Here is a 15,094-nt window from a genome sequence, read left to right on the forward strand (position 1 = left end):
CGGCCCGGGGAGTAGCCAGCGTGGCGTGGGAGCGGGCGCCTATCGTGCTTCCAGTTCACTGATGACGCGGGCATGGCGCTCGTGGGTCCAGTAGGCCCAGGCCCAGTCCATCAGCACCACCAGGCGGCTGCGGAAGTCGATGAGGAAGTAGACGTGCGCAAACAGCCAGAACAGCCAGGCCAGATAGCCGGAGAAGCGCAAGGGCCCCAGCGGTGTGCCGAGATCGACCACCGCGCTGTGGCGCCCGATGGTGGCAAGGTTGCCGTAGTCGCGGTAGCGGAAAGGCAGGGTGGGGCGGCCCGCCAGGCGCCGCAGCAGATTGGCGGCGGCCCAGCGGCCCATTTGCTTGGCGGCGGGTGAGACCCCGGGCACCGGCCGCCCCTCCGGCCCGCCGCTGCGTGCGGCGGCCAGGTCGCCGATGACGCTGATGTGCGGGTGCCCGGGCAGGCTCAGATCCGCCTCCACCTGCACGCGCCCAGCGCGGTCGAGCAGGGCGCCACAGGCCTCGGCGAGCTGCCGGCCCAGCGGCGAGGCCGCCACGCCGGCCGCCCAGATCACGCAGTGGCTGTGCAGGCGCTGCGTGCCGTCCTGCCCCTGCAGGGTGACACCCTCGCCATCGATGGCCGTGACGCGCTGGTTCAGCAGCACCTCCACGCCCAGTTGCTGCAGTTGCCGGCGCGCGCTCTCGCTCAGCATGGGCGGCATGGTCTGCAGCACGCGCTCCGCCCCTTCCACCAGCACCACGCGTGCGCTCGCGGGATCAATCTGTCGGAACTCGCCCACCAGGGTACGGCGGGCGATCTCGGCCAGGGTGCCCGCCATCTCCACGCCGGTGGGGCCGGCACCGATCACGACGAACTGCAGCCAGCCGGCGCGGCGCGCGGGGTCCGGCTCGCGCTCGGCAGCCTCGAAGGCTCGCAGCACGCGGCGGCGGATCTCGAAGGCGTCCGCCAGCGTCTTCAGGCCGGGTGCGTGCGGCGCCCAGGCGTCATTGCCGAAATAGCTGTGCGTGGCGCCGGCTGCGACGATCAGATGGTCCCAGTGCAGCACTTGGCCGTCCTCCAGGGTCACTGTTCGCGCCTGGGGGTCAATGCGCTGCACGTCGCCCAGCAGCGTGCGCGCATTGGCCTGCGCGCGCAGCACATGGCGGATCGGGGCGGCGATGGATGGGGCCGACAACCCGGCCGTGGCCACCTGGTACAGCAGGGGCTGAAAGAGGTGGTGGTTGGTGCGGTCAACGACGGTGATGTCGACCGGCGCGCGGCGCAGGGCGCGGATGGCTTCAAGACCGCCAAAGCCGCAACCGATCACCAGGATCCGTTGACGGGGGGAGGGGGTAGACATACCGTGATCCTAGTCCTCATGCTGCAGCGCAGCATTTGTGGCTTCGGTCGCCTTGCAGCGGCTCGGGCTTTTCAGGACGCCGGTAATCGTTTTCCCGCTGGTGGTGTGTGCACTTATGCACGAAAAGTGGTGCCGTGGGACCTCCTTCGGGGTGCCCTGCAAAGGAGGGTCCCCGATGGAAAACATGGCAGTGATGCTGGTGGTGGCGGCGGTAGCCGCGCTGGCCGGTGCGGCTGGCGCCTGGCTGGCGCTGCAGGGCCAGCTCAAGCAGGCGCAACACCGCACGCACAAGTACGAGCAACTGCGCAAGCAGCTGGAGCAGCAGAAGGCCCAGGCCTTCAAGCAGATCGAGCAGCTGCAGGCCGATCTGACCGATCTGCGCCGCGAACAGGCCCTGCACGATGCACCGCGCGGCAAGTCGGCGAAGTCCGGTCAGGATTCCGTGGGTGGCGCAGCGCTGCTGGCCAGCGAACCCTATTTCGACAGCGACTCGGCGGCGCCGGAAGGCTTTGCCCAGACGCAGATCACACTGACGCCGCATTCCAAGGGCGTGTGAGGCAGGCGAGTTTGCTGCCCGCGCGGCGGCAATGAAAAACGGGCCGCGAGGGCCCGTTTTTGCTTGCTGTCTGGCGGAGAGAGCGGGATTCGAACCCGCGGTGGGCTGTTAACCCACACACGCTTTCCAGGCGTGCGACTTAAACCACTCATCCATCTCTCCGGAACCCGGCATTCTAACCAGAACAATCAGGTCTTCTGGCCGCCCTTGAGCAGGGCCATCGCGGTGCCGATCAGGCCGCCCACCTCGCTCATGTTGCCGGGCACGATCATGGTGTTGTTCTTCTGGGCCAGCTGGGCGTAGGCGTCCACCGCCTTTTCGGCCACCTTGAGCTGCACGGCCTGCTCGCCGCCGGGCGAGCGGATGGCCTCGGCAATCTTGCGAATGGCGTCGGCCGTGGCGTCGGCCACCGCGGTGATGGCGGCCGCCTCACCCTGGGCCTTGTTGATCTCGGCCTGCTTCTCGCCTTCGGAGCGGGCAATGGCCGCCTCGCGCTCGCCGGTGGCGATGTTGATCTGCTCCTGGCGGCGGCCCTCGGAAGCCGCGATCAGCGCGCGCTTCTCGCGCTCGGCGGTGATCTGCGCCTGCATCGAGCGCAGGATTTCCGCCGGTGGCGTCAGGTCCTTGATCTCGTAGCGCAGCACCTTCACGCCCCAGTTCAGCGCGGCCTCGTCCAGCGCCGAGACGACCGAGGCGTTGATGGCATCGCGCTCCTCGAAGGTCTTGTCCAGCTCCATGCGGCCGATCACCGAGCGCAAGGTTGTCTGGGCCAGCTGGGTGATGGCGACGATGAAGTTGCTGCTGCCGTAGCTGGCACGCATGGCGTCGGTGACCTGGAAGTAGAGGATGCCGTCCACCGTCAGCTGCGTGTTGTCCTTGGTGATGCAGACCTGGCTGGGCACATCGAGCGGGATCTCTTTCAGCGAATGCTTGTAGGAGACGCGATCAACAAAGGGCACCAGCACGCGCAGGCCCGGGGCCAGGGTGCGGTCGTAGCGCCCCAGCCGCTCCACCACCCAGGCGTGCTGCTGCGGCACGATCTTGATCGCCCGGCTGATGAAGAGGATGGCGATGACGGCGACGATGAGTGCGATTTCCATGGTGGCCTTTCAGCAGGGTTCAAGTTCAAGGGTGTTGCCGCGCAGGGCGACGATGCGGTGCATGCCGGGTGCGGGGCTGCCTGGGCCCGCGAACTGGGCATGCCAGGTGGCGCCGCGGTAGCTGACCTGGGCATGCCCCAGCGAATCCCATTGGCCGACCTGCACGCTCTGGCCGATGTCCAGGTTCACGTCGGGATTGCTCTCGATGGCGGGCGAATCGGAACCCTTGGCGCGGCGGTAGCGGTACCAGGCGAAGGTGCTCAGCGCTCCGGCCGCAGCGGCGGCCACGATCTGCAGCTGCATGCCCAGGCCCAGGTGGGCACAGAGGGCTCCCGTGGCCGCGCCCAGGGCGAGCATGAGCAGATAAAAGCTGCCGGTCAGCAGCTCGGCGGCGACCAGCGCACCGGCCAGCAACCACCAGGTGGTGGCGTCATTCATACAGGTCCTCCCGGACGTCTTGACTGTCTGGCCAGTTTAGGCGGGTGACCTTCATACGATTGACCGGTCCGCGCCCTAAACTGCGCGCCCTTTTTCCTGACCGGCCCCTCGGAGCCCTGCCATGCTGCGTTTCCATTTCCCCATCGTCATCATTGATGAGGACTACCGCTCCGAGAACGCCTCGGGTCTGGGTATTCGCGCGCTGGCGGACGCGATCAAACGAGAGGGCATGGACGTGCTGGGCGTGACCAGCTACGGCGACCTCTCCCAGTTTGCCCAGCAGCAAAGCCGCGCCTCGGCCTTCATCCTGTCGATCGACGACGAGGAGTTCACGCCCGGCCCCGAGCTCGACCCGGCGGTGCTGAATCTGCGCAAGTTCATCGAGGAGATCCGCTTCCGTAATCCGGACATCCCTATCTACATCTACGGCGAGACGCGCACCAGCCAGCACCTGCCCAACGATGTGCTGCGGGAACTGCACGGCTTCATCCATATGTTCGAGGACACGCCGGAGTTCGTGGCGCGCCACATCATCCGCGAGGCCAAGAGCTACCTGGATGGCCTGGCACCGCCCTTCTTCAAGGCGCTGATGGACTACGCCCAGGACGGCTCCTACAGCTGGCACTGCCCAGGCCACAGCGGCGGCGTCGCCTTCCTGAAGAGCCCGGTGGGCCAGATGTTCCACCAGTTCTTCGGCGAGAACATGCTGCGCGCCGACGTCTGCAATGCGGTGGAAGAACTCGGCCAGTTGCTCGACCACACCGGTCCGGTCGCCGCCAGCGAAAAGAACGCCGCGCGCATCTTCAATGCCGACCACTGCTTCTTCGTCACCAACGGCACCAGCACCTCGAACAAGATGGTCTGGCATCACACCGTGGCGCCAGGCGACGTGGTCGTGATCGACCGCAACTGCCACAAGAGCAATCTGCACGCCATCATCATGTGTGGCGCGATCCCCGTCTTCCTGACCCCGACGCGCAACCACCACGGCATCATCGGCCCGATCCCCGAAAGCGAGTTCTCGCCCGAGACCATCCGCGCCAAGATCGCGGCCAACCCGCTGCTGGCGCATGTCGACCCGGCGACCGTCAAGCCCTCGATCCTGACGCTGACGCAGAGCACTTACGACGGCGTGCTCTACAACACCGAGACCATCAAGCACAAGCTGGACGGCTACATCCCGACCCTGCACTTCGACGAGGCCTGGCTGCCGCACGCCGCCTTCCACGACTTCTACGGCCAGTTCCACGCAATGGGCAAGAACCGCCCGCGCCCCAAGCAGGCCATGGTCTACGCCACGCAATCGACCCACAAGCTGCTCGCCGGCATCTCGCAGGCCTCGCAGGTGCTGGTGCAGGACTCGCAACAGGTCAAGCTGGACAAGCACCTGTTCAACGAGGCCTACCTGATGCACACCAGCACCAGCCCGCAGTACTCGATCATCGCCAGCTGCGATGTGGCCGCGGCCATGATGGAGCCCCCGGGCGGCACGGCGCTGGTCGAGGAAAGCATCCGTGAGTCGCTGGACTTCCGCCGCGCCATGCGCAAGGTCGACGAGGACTACGGCGACGACTGGTGGTTCAAGGTCTGGGGCCCGGACCATCTGGCCGAGACCAGCGACCCCAAGTCGGCCGACTGGATGCTGCACGCCAACGAGGAGTGGCATGGCTTCGGCGCGCTGGCCGAGGGCTTCAACATGCTGGACCCGATCAAGTCCACCGTCATCACACCGGGCATGGACATGGAAGGGCGCTTCGCCAAGACCGGCATCCCGGCCTCGGTGGTGACCAAATTTCTGGTCGAGCACGGCGTGGTGGTCGAGAAGACCGGCCTGTACTCCTTCTTCATCATGTTCACCATCGGCATCACCAAGGGCCGCTGGAACACCCTGCTCACCGCGCTGCAGCAGTTCAAGGACGACTACGACAAGAACGCGCCGCTGTGGCGCATCCTGCCGGAGTTCTGCGCCGCGCACCCGAAGTACGAGCGCATGGGTCTGCGCGACCTCTGCCAGAGCATCCACGAGGCCTATGCCGAGGGCGACATCGCGCGCCTGACGACCGACATGTACCTGTCGAATCTGCAGCCGGCGATGACCCCGACCGACGCCTACGCGCACATCGCGCAGCGCCGGACCGAGCGCGTCGGCATTGACGAGCTCGAAGGCCGCATCACCACCAGCCTGCTGACGCCCTACCCGCCGGGCATCCCGCTGCTGATCCCGGGTGAGCGCTTCAACAAGAAGATCTGCGACTACCTGAAGTTCACGCGCGCCTTCAACGCCAAGTTCCCGGGCTTTGCTACCGATGTGCATGGCTTGGTGCACGAGATCGATGAAGAAACCGGCAAGGGCCGCTATTACGTGGACTGCGTGAAGCAGTAAGCCGAATGAACAAGGGGCGCCCGCGGCGCCCCTTTCTGTTTGTGCCCGGCGGGGCTTACTCCTCGTTGGCCAGCGCCACGTGGCTGAAACCGCCGTCCACGTACAGGATCTCCGCGCTTACGCCGGCCGCCAGGTCGGACAGCAGGAAGGCGGCGGCATTGCCGACGTCGTCGATCGTCACATTGCGACGGATCGGCGTGGTGGCGGCAAAGGCCGAGAGCAGCTTGCCGAAGTCCTTGATGCCCGAAGCGGCCAGCGTCTTGATGGGGCCGGCCGAGATGCCATTCACGCGCACCCCTTTGTCCCCCAGGGCATGGGCCAGGTAGCGCACGCTAGCCTCCAGGCTGGCCTTGGCCAGGCCCATGGTGTTGTAGTTGGGTACATAGCGCAGCGCGCCCAGGTAGGACAGGGTCAGCAGCGCGGCGCCGGGACGCAGGCGCGGAGCGGCTGCCTTGGCCATGGCCGGGAAGCTGTAGGCACTGATGTCGTGCGCAATGCGGAAGGATTCACGCGACAGGCCATCGAGGAAGTTGCCTGCAATCGCCTCGCGCGGTGCAAAGCCGATGGAGTGCACAAAACCGTCGAATTCCGGCCAGACCTCGCCCAGTTCGGCAAAGGTGCGCTCGATTTGCTCATCGCTGCCGACATCGCAGTCGTACACCAAGCTGGAGCCGAACTCGGCGGCAAATTCAGTGATGCGCTCCTTGAAGCGCTCGCCCACGTAGGAAAAGGCCAGTTCGGCGCCTTCACGATGGCAAGCCTTGGCAATGCCATAGGCAATGGAGCGGTTGGAAAGCACGCCGCTGATCAAAAAGCGCTTGCCGGCCAGAAATCCCATGGTTCAACCTGTTGCAAAAGTGGGGCGCGGATTCTGTCACGCGCAACAAGGGCTACGGGGAAGCCCGCGCTTTCGGATTAGAATGCGAGCTTCGCTGAAGTAGTGAAGCGTTGGGCGGATTCTTCCAGCCCATTTTTTTTGGCTTTTCGCTTTTAGAGCGGTACGGAGTGGTTGGCGCGGATGAACTGGCAGGCAGTGGTTGAAAAGACCGTCACAGGTTTGGACCTGGAACTGGTGGAGTGTGAGCGCTCCGCCGGCGGATTGCTGCGTGTGTTCATCGACAAATTGCCCGCCCCCGAAGGCCAGGAGCAGCCCTTCGTCACCGTAGACGACTGCGAGCGCGTGACGCGCCAGCTGCAGTATGTGCTGGAAGTGGAAGGCTGCGATTACAGCCGCCTGGAAGTCAGCTCGCCCGGCCTGGACCGCCCCCTGCACACCCCCGTGCACTACCGCCGCTTCTGCGGTGAGCAGATCGACCTGACCCTGCGCCTGCCGTTCCAGGGCCGCAAGAAGTACCGCGGCCTGCTGCAGGCAGGCGAGGGCGAAGGCTGGCAACTGGTGTTCGGCGAACCCGGCCAGGAGCAAGTCCTCAGCTTTCAACTGGACGAGGTGCGCGAGGCGCGCCTGGTGCCGGTGATCGATTTCAAGGGCCGCAAGACCAAGCCGACCCCCGGTGGCAAGACCGCCCAGACCCCGAATCAGAAGAAGACCGACGGAGATCAGACCCCATGAACCGCGAACTGTTGTTGCTGGTGGACGCCATTTCCCGCGAAAAGAGCGTGGAACGTGAAGTGGTGTTCGGCGCCGTGGAATCGGCGCTGGCCCAGGCCACCAAGAAGTTTGTCGGCGGTGAGGTCGACATCCGCGTCTCGATCGACCGCGAATCTGGCGAGTACGAGAGCTTCCGCCGCTGGCTGGTGGTGCCTGACAGCGCTGGCCTGCAGAACCCGGATGCCGAGGAGCTGCTGACCGACGCCCGTGATCGCATTGCCGATATCGAAGAGGGCGACTACATCGAGGAGTCGATCGAATCGGTGCCCATCGGTCGCATCGGCGCCCAGGCTGCCAAGCAGGTCATCCTGCAGAAGATCCGCGATGCCGAGCGTGAGCAACTGCTGAACGACTTTCTGGCGCGTGGCGAGAAGATCTTCGTCGGCACCGTCAAGCGTCTGGACAAGGGTGACATCATTGTTGAATCGGGCCGCGTGGAAGGCCGCCTGAAGCGCAGCGAGATGATTCCGAAGGAAAACCTGCGCAGCGGCGACCGCGTGCGCGCCGTGCTGCTGGGCATCGACCCGACCGCGCGCGGCCCGCAGATCATGCTGTCGCGTGCCCACGGTGACTTCATGAAGGAGCTGTTTGCCCAGGAAGTGCCGGAGATCGAGCAGGGCCTCCTGGAGATCAAGAGCTGCGCCCGCGATGCCGGCAGCCGCGCCAAGATCGCGGTCGTCTCGCATGACCGCCGCGTCGATCCGATCGGCACCTGTGTGGGCGTGCGGGGTTCGCGCGTCACTGCAGTCACCAATGAGCTGGCGGGCGAGCGTGTCGACATCGTGCTGTGGAGCGAGGACCCGGCGCAGTTCGTGATTGGCGCGCTGGCACCGGCGAATGTCTCGTCCATCGTGGTGGACGAGGAGCGTCATGCGATGGATGTGGTGGTCGATGAGGAAAACCTCGCCATCGCCATCGGCCGCGGCGGCCAGAACGTGCGTCTGGCATCGGAGCTGACCGGCTGGCGCATCAACATCATGACGGCCGAGGAATCGGCCGCGCGCAAGGCCGAGGAAGACGGCGGTGCGCGCAAGTTGTTCATCGAGAAGCTGGATGTCGACGAGGAAGTCGCCGACATCCTGATCGCCGAAGGTTTCACCAGCCTGGAGGAGGTGGCCTATGTGCCGCTGGCCGAAATGTTGGAGATTGAGAGCTTCGACGAAGACACCGTGCACGAGCTGCGCGCACGTGCAAAGGATGCGCTGCTGACGATGGAAATCGCGCGCGAGGAATCGGTCGAGGAGGTTTCGCAGGATCTGCGTGACCTCGAGGGCATCACCCCTGACCTGCTGGCCAAGCTGGCCGGCGGCGGTGTGCATACCCGAGATGAATTGGCCGATCTGGCGGTGGACGAGTTGGTCGAGATGACCGGCATGGCCGAGGAAGGCGCGAAGGCGCTGATCCTGAAGGCACGCGAACACTGGTTTGCGTAATCCAAGCCCTGCACCCGACCTAACTGCTACCGCACCAAGACACCCCAAGGATTCCCCAGATGGCTGTGACCACCGTCGCTCAATTTGCCGCCGAGCTCAACCGCCCGGCCAGCACGCTGCTTGAGCAGCTGCAGGCTGCCGGCGTACCCAAGGCCTCGGCGGCCGATGCGCTGACCGAAGGCGACAAGGAACGCCTGCTTGAACACCTGCGCCAGTCCCACGGCACGGCCGGTGCGGACCGCAAGAAGATCACCCTGGTCAAGAAGTCGACCACCGAGATCAAGCAGGCCGACGCCAGCGGCAAGGCGCGCACCATCACGGTCGAGACGCGCAAGAAGCGTGTGTTCGTGAAGCGTGACGACGGCCCGGCCTCCGACGAGACGGCTGCGCTGGAAGCCGCCGAGCTGGCGCGCCGCGAGGAAGAGGCACGTGCCCAGGCCGAAGCGCTGGCGCGCGAGCAGGCGGAGCTGGAGCGTCAGGCCCGTGAGCGTGCCGAGGCGGAAGCCCGTGCTCGCGAAGAAGCCGAGCTCAAGGCGGCCGAAGAGCGTGCCGCTGCGGAAGCTGCCGCCAAGGCTGCGGCCGAGGCCGCTCTGGCGGCGGCGCAGGCAGAGGCCGAAGCCGCCAAGAGCGCCAAGAGCGCCAAGGCCAAGCCCGAGGCCACGGCGGAGACCAAGCCTGAAGCCAAGGTTGAGGCCAAGCCCGAACCCAAGGTGGAAGCAGCAGCCCCGGCGCCGGCGCCGGTCGAGGCGCCCAAACCCGCGCTGCGTGTGGTCAAGGCGGCCGACATCACGGCCGAGACGGCAGCCAAGGCGGCCGAGCTGGATCGTCGCCGCAAGGCGGCCGAAGCCGAGGCTGCGGCCATTCGCGCCATGATGAACGCACCCAAGAAGGTGCTGGTGGCGAAGAAGCCGGAAGAACCCAAGCCGGCCGAAGCCCCGGGCATCAAGGGCACCCTGCACAAGAAGCCGGGCGTGGCCGGTGCGCCGGCCCCGGCAGCCAATGCAGGCGCCGCCAAGCCAGGCGACAAGAAGTCCGTCAAGAGCGAGAAGCTCAGCAGCAGCTGGGCCGACGATGCGGCCAAGAAGCGCGGCCTGAAGACCCGCGGCGACACCACGGCCGGAGCCGGCCGCGGTACGCCGGGCTGGAAGGCGCCGAAGGGCGGCCGCCGTGGCGACCGTGGCGAAGGCCAGTCGAACTTCGTGGCGCCGACCGAGCCGGTGATCCAGGAAGTGCATATCCCCGAGACCATCACGGTGGCCGACCTGGCGCACAAGATGTCGGTCAAGGCCGCCGAGGTCATCAAGAAGCTGATGCAACTGGGTCAGATGGTCACCATCAACCAGGCGCTGGACCAGGAAACGGCCATGATCGTGGTCGAGGAAATGGGCCACAAGGCCTTCGCGGCCAAGCTGGATGACCCGGACGCCTTCCTGGAGGAAGACGCCGCCGAGAAGGAATACGAGGCCCTGCCGCGTCCCCCGGTCGTGACCGTCATGGGTCACGTCGACCACGGCAAGACCTCGCTGCTGGACACCATCCGCCGCGCCCGTGTGGCCGCGGGCGAGGCGGGCGGCATCACGCAGCACATCGGCGCCTATCACGTCGAAACGCCGCGTGGCGTCATCACCTTCCTGGACACCCCGGGTCACGAGGCCTTCACGGCCATGCGGGCCCGCGGCGCCAAGGCCACCGACCTGGTGATCCTGGTCGTGGCGGCGGACGACGGCGTGATGCCGCAGACGAAGGAAGCCATCCACCACGCCAAGGCCGCCAATGTGCCGCTGGTGGTGGCGATCAACAAGATCGACAAGCCCGGTGCCAACCTCGACCGCGTCAAGCAGGAGCTGGTGGGCGAGGAAGTGGTGCCGGAAGAGTACGGTGGCGATTCGCCCTTCGTGCCGGTGTCGGCCAAGACGGGCGAGGGCATCGACAGCCTGCTCGAACAGGTGCTGCTGCAGGCCGAGGTGCTGGAACTGACCGCTCCGGTCGAATCCATGGCCAAGGGCCTGGTCATTGAAGCCAAGCTGGACAAGGGCCGCGGCCCGGTGGCCACGGTGCTGGTGCAGAGCGGCACGCTCAAGCGCGGTGACGTGGTGCTGGCCGGTTCCACTTTCGGCCGCGTGCGCGCCATGCTTGACGAGGACGGCAAGGCTGCCAACGAGGCGGGTCCTTCCATTCCGGTGGAGATCCAGGGCCTGTCGGACGTGCCGCGTGCTGGTGATGAGTTCATGGTGCTGGGCGACGAGCGCCGCGCCCGTGAAATCGCCACCTTCCGTGCCGGCAAGTACCGCGACGTGAAGCTGGCCAAGCAGCAGGCCGCCAAGCTCGAGAACATGTTCGAGAACATGGGTAAGGGCGAGGCCCAGACCCTGGCGCTGATCGTCAAGGCGGACGTGCAGGGTTCGCAGGAAGCGCTGGCCGCTTCGCTGCTCAAGCTCAGCACCGAGGAGGTGCGCGTGCAGATCGTCCACTCGGCGGTCGGCGGCATCAGCGAGACCGACATCAACCTGGCGATTGCCTCCAAGGCGGTGGTCATCGGTTTCAACACCCGTGCCGACGCCGGTGCGCGCAAGCTCGCCGAGAGCAATGGCGTGGACCTGCGCTACTACAACGTCATCTACGACGCGGTGGACGATGTCAAGGCAGCCATGAGCGGCATGCTGGCTCCTGAGCAGCGCGAGGAGATCCTGGGCACGGCCGAGATCCGCAACGTCATCGTGGCGACCAAGATCGGCACCATCGCAGGCTGTATGGTCACCAATGGCACGGTCAAGCGCGATGCGCGCTTCCGCCTGTTGCGCGACAACGTGGTGATTTACACCGGCGAGCTGGATTCGCTCAAGCGCTTCAAGGACGACGTCAAGGAAGTCAAGGAAGGCTTCGAGTGCGGTGTGAAGCTCAAGAACTACACCGACATCCACGAAGGCGACCAGCTCGAATTCTTCGAAGTCAAGGAAGTCGCCCGAACCCTGTAAGCCGGTAGCAGGATTCGCGACAAGCCCCGACCGGCAGTGCCGGTCGGGGCTTTGTCCATCCAGGAGAACCGCTCATGCGCCACAAGAAGTCCACCCCCAACCGCAGCTTCCGCGTCGCCGACCAGATCCAGCGCGATCTGGCCGAGCTGATCCGCGAGCTCAAGGATCCGCGCATCGGCATGCTGACGATCTCGGCCGTCGAGGTCACGCCCGATTACGCCCATGCCAAGGTGTTCTTCACCTTGCTGGTGGGCTCGCCCGACGCCACGGCGGAGGCGCTGAATGAGGCCGCTGGCTTCCTGCGCAACGGCCTGTTCAAGCGGCTGCAGATCCACACCGTGCCGACCTTGCATTTCCACTTCGACCACAGCACCGAGCGGGCGGCGGAGATGAACGCGCTGATCCAGCAGGCCAATCGCACGCGCGCGCTTGATGCTGACGAGGACCGCGAGGACTGATGCACGCCACCCCCCGCCCGCGCCTGCCGCGCCGTGCCCTGCATGGCGTGCTGCTGCTTGACAAGCCGCTGGGCCTGTCGAGCAACGACGCGCTGCAGAAGGTGAAGCGCCTGCTGCGCGCGGAGAAGGCCGGCCATACCGGGACCCTGGACCCGCTGGCCACCGGCCTGCTGCCCCTGTGCTTCGGCGCGGCCACCAAGTTCAGCCAGCTCAATCTGGAGGCCGACAAGGCCTATGTCGCGACGCTGCGCCTGGGACAGACCACGGCCACCGGCGACCGCGAAGGCGAGGTGCTGCGCGAGCGTGCGATTTGTTTCACGCCTGAGCAACTGCAGGCGGCCTTGCAGCGGCTGCGGGGCGAGATCGAGCAGGTGCCCCCCATGCATTCGGCGCTCAAGCACGAGGGCAAGGCGCTGTACGAGCTGGCGCGTCAGGGCAAGACGGTGGAGCGCGAACCGCGCCGCGTCACCATCCACGCGCTCGACCTGCTGTCACAGGATGGCGAGACGATGCAGCTTGCCGTGCGCTGCTCCAAGGGCACCTACATCCGTACCCTGGCCGAGGACCTTGGCGAACTGCTGGGCTGCGGCGCGCACCTGAGCGCGCTGCGCCGCACCCACAGCGGCCCGCTGCATCTGGCCCAGGCCGTGACCCTGGAGCAGCTCGAAGCGGAAGATGACACGGCCCGGCTGAGTCATCTGCTGCCGCCCGATCTGCTGCTGGACGACTGCCCGCTGGTGCGCCTGGACGCCGAGAACGCCGGCAAGCTGCTGGCCGGCATCCGCCGCCGCACTGCGCTCGCGCCCTCTGCGCGGGTGCGTGCCTTCGGCCCCGAACCCAAGGCCTTCCTTGGCTCCGCCCGCATTGCTGGCGGCGAACTGATTCCTGAGCGACTGCTCAGCCCCATCGAGCTGCAGACCCTGCTCGCTGGCCCCGTATCACTGACCTGAGAACTGCCATGAGCAACAAGCAAATCCGCAACATCGCCATCATTGCCCACGTGGACCATGGCAAGACCACCCTCGTCGACCAGCTGCTGCGCCAGTCCGGCACCTTCGCTGCGCACGAGCAGGTCGAGGAATGCGTGATGGACAGCAACGCGATCGAAAAGGAACGCGGCATCACCATCCTGGCCAAGAACTGCGCAGTGAGCTGGGAAGGCACGCACATCAACATCGTCGACACCCCGGGCCACGCGGACTTCGGCGGTGAGGTCGAGCGTGCGCTCTCGATGGTGGACGGTGTGGTGCTGCTGATCGACGCCCAGGAAGGTCCGATGCCGCAGACCCGCTTCGTGACCAAGAAGGCCCTGGCCCTGGGCCTGCGCCCGATCGTGGTCGTGAACAAGGTCGACAAGCCGGGCGCCAAGCCCGACGCCGTCATCAATGCCGCCTTCGATCTGTTCGACAAGCTCGGTGCCACCGACGAGCAGCTCGACTTCCCGGTCGTCTACGCCTCGGGCATCAATGGCTGGTCCTCGTTGGAAGAGGGCGAGCCGGGCGAGAAGTGGGGCGATTCGATGGCCCCCTTGTTCGAGACCATCCTGCGCCATGTGCAGCCGCACGAGGGCGAGGAGAGCGCGCCGCTGCAAATGCAGATCAGCTCGCTGGACTATTCCTCATACGTCGGACGCATCGGCGTGGGCCGCATCAACCAGGGCACCATCAGGCCCGGCATGGACGTGCTGGTGATGGAAGGCCCGGACGGCAAGACCGCCAAGGGTCGCATCAACCAAGTGCTGAAGTTCAAGGGCCTGGACCGCATGATGGTGCAGGAAGCCGGCCCCGGCGACATCGTGCTGATCAATGGCATCGAGGACATCGGCATGGGTGTGACCGTGACCGACCCGGCCAACCCGCAACCGCTGCCGATGCTCAAGGTCGACGAGCCGACGCTGACGATGAACTTCTGCGTCAACACCTCGCCGCTGGCCGGTCGTGAGGGTAAGTTCGTCACCAGCCGCCAGATCTGGGACCGCCTGCAGAAGGAACTGCAGAGCAATGTGGCCCTGCGCGTCAAAGAGACTAGCGAGGACGGCGTGTTCGAAGTGATGGGCCGCGGTGAACTGCACCTGACCATCCTGATTGAGAACATGCGCCGCGAGGGCTTCGAACTGGCCGTCGGCAAGCCGCGCGTGGTGTTCAAGGACATCGACGGCGTGCGCTGCGAGCCGATCGAGCTGGTGACCGCCGACATCGAGGAAGCCCATCAGGGTGGCGTGATGCAGGCGCTGGGCGAGCGCAAGGGTGAGCTGGTGAATATGGAGCCGGACGGCCGTGGTCGCGTCCGCCTTGAGTACCGCATCCCCGCGCGCGGCCTGATCGGCTTCAGCAACGAGTTCCTCAACCTGACGCGCGGCTCGGGCCTGATCTCGAATATCTTCGACGGTTACGAGCCGCACAAGGGCGACATCGGCAGCCGCAAGAACGGCGTTCTGATCTCGATGGACGCAGGTGAAATCTTCACCTACGCCCTGGGCAAGCTGGACGACCGCGGCCGCATGTTCGTCAAGGCCGGTGACCCGGTGTACGAGGGCATGATCGTCGGCATCCACAACCGCGACAACGACTTGGTCGTCAACGCCACGCGCACCAAGCAGCTGACCAACTTCCGCGTCAGTGGCAAGGAAGACGCGATCAAGATCACGCCCCCGATCGACCTGACCCTGGAATACGGCGTCGAGTTTTGCGAGGACGACGAACTGGTCGAGATCACGCCCAAGAGCGTGCGCCTGCGCAAGCGCTATCTGGTCGAGCACGAGCGCAAGCGCATGGCGCGCGAAAACGCTGCAGGCTGAC

Annotated in this window: 12 protein-coding genes and 1 tRNA gene; 8 read left to right on the plus strand and 5 right to left on the minus strand. The window is 65.9% G+C overall.

Annotated features, from left to right (window positions below):
• Positions 1–39 precede the first annotated feature (39 nt).
• Positions 40–1,344 carry an NAD(P)/FAD-dependent oxidoreductase gene (locus ACE3QP_RS05085; RefSeq protein ID WP_374434093.1) on the minus strand — a complete coding sequence of 435 codons (1,305 nt, stop codon included), beginning with the start codon at positions 1,342–1,344 and terminating at the stop codon, positions 40–42.
• Between the two features lie 175 nt (positions 1,345–1,519).
• On the opposite strand from ACE3QP_RS05085, the gene ACE3QP_RS05090 reads away from it, so the two are divergent.
• Positions 1,520–1,900 (plus strand): hypothetical protein, encoded by a 381-nt coding sequence (locus tag ACE3QP_RS05090; protein WP_374434095.1) that lies wholly within the window; start codon positions 1,520–1,522, stop codon positions 1,898–1,900.
• Positions 1,901–1,971: 71 nt separating this feature from the next.
• Here ACE3QP_RS05090 and ACE3QP_RS05095 read toward each other — a convergent pair.
• From ACE3QP_RS05095 to ACE3QP_RS05105, 3 genes are all read right to left on the minus strand, one after another.
• Positions 1,972–2,062: transfer RNA gene (locus ACE3QP_RS05095), tRNA-Ser, on the minus strand.
• 26 nt (positions 2,063–2,088) lie between these two features.
• Positions 2,089–3,000, minus strand: a complete 912-nt coding sequence (locus tag ACE3QP_RS05100; RefSeq protein ID WP_374434096.1) for an SPFH domain-containing protein — start codon at positions 2,998–3,000, stop codon at positions 2,089–2,091.
• 9 nt (positions 3,001–3,009) lie between these two features.
• On the minus strand, positions 3,010–3,438 hold the full coding sequence (locus ACE3QP_RS05105) for an NfeD family protein (protein ID WP_374434097.1): 429 nt from the start codon (positions 3,436–3,438) through the stop codon (positions 3,010–3,012).
• 121 nt (positions 3,439–3,559) lie between these two features.
• Between ACE3QP_RS05105 and ACE3QP_RS05110 the strand changes: the two genes are divergently transcribed.
• The gene (locus ACE3QP_RS05110; protein ID WP_374434098.1) at positions 3,560–5,821 is read left to right on the plus strand and encodes an Orn/Lys/Arg decarboxylase N-terminal domain-containing protein; all 2,262 of its coding nucleotides are present in this window, start codon (positions 3,560–3,562) and stop codon (positions 5,819–5,821) included.
• A 55-nt stretch (positions 5,822–5,876) separates the two neighbouring features.
• Here the strand turns inward: ACE3QP_RS05110 and fabI are convergent, their stop codons facing one another.
• Positions 5,877–6,659 (minus strand): enoyl-ACP reductase FabI, encoded by a 783-nt coding sequence (fabI, locus tag ACE3QP_RS05115; RefSeq protein WP_198110154.1) that lies wholly within the window; start codon positions 6,657–6,659, stop codon positions 5,877–5,879.
• 180 nt (positions 6,660–6,839) lie between these two features.
• Between fabI and rimP the strand changes: the two genes are divergently transcribed.
• From rimP to typA, 6 genes are all read left to right on the plus strand, one after another.
• Complete coding sequence (gene rimP / locus ACE3QP_RS05120; protein ID WP_374434099.1) at positions 6,840–7,391, plus strand: ribosome maturation factor RimP; 552 nt, start codon at positions 6,840–6,842, stop codon at positions 7,389–7,391.
• Entirely contained in the window at positions 7,388–8,863 is a 1,476-nt protein-coding gene (gene nusA, locus ACE3QP_RS05125; RefSeq protein WP_374434100.1) for a transcription termination factor NusA, read from the plus strand. Before rimP ends, nusA begins: the two co-directional genes overlap by 4 nt.
• A 59-nt stretch (positions 8,864–8,922) precedes the next feature.
• Positions 8,923–11,838, plus strand: coding sequence for a translation initiation factor IF-2 (gene infB / locus ACE3QP_RS05130; RefSeq protein ID WP_374434101.1), 2,916 nt, complete (start codon positions 8,923–8,925; stop codon positions 11,836–11,838).
• Between the two features lie 74 nt (positions 11,839–11,912).
• Complete coding sequence (rbfA, locus tag ACE3QP_RS05135; RefSeq protein ID WP_198110150.1) at positions 11,913–12,296, plus strand: 30S ribosome-binding factor RbfA; 384 nt, start codon at positions 11,913–11,915, stop codon at positions 12,294–12,296.
• Positions 12,296–13,246 (plus strand): tRNA pseudouridine(55) synthase TruB, encoded by a 951-nt coding sequence (truB, locus tag ACE3QP_RS05140; RefSeq protein ID WP_374434102.1) that lies wholly within the window; start codon positions 12,296–12,298, stop codon positions 13,244–13,246. The genes rbfA and truB overlap by 1 nt, the downstream gene beginning before the upstream one ends.
• An 8-nt stretch (positions 13,247–13,254) precedes the next feature.
• Positions 13,255–15,093 carry a translational GTPase TypA gene (gene typA / locus ACE3QP_RS05145; RefSeq protein WP_374434103.1) on the plus strand — a complete coding sequence of 613 codons (1,839 nt, stop codon included), beginning with the start codon at positions 13,255–13,257 and terminating at the stop codon, positions 15,091–15,093.
• Position 15,094 lies beyond the last annotated feature (1 nt).

Origin of the sequence: Inhella sp., assembly GCF_041912635.1 — a bacterium.
GTDB lineage: Bacteria > Pseudomonadota > Gammaproteobacteria > Burkholderiales > Burkholderiaceae_C > Inhella.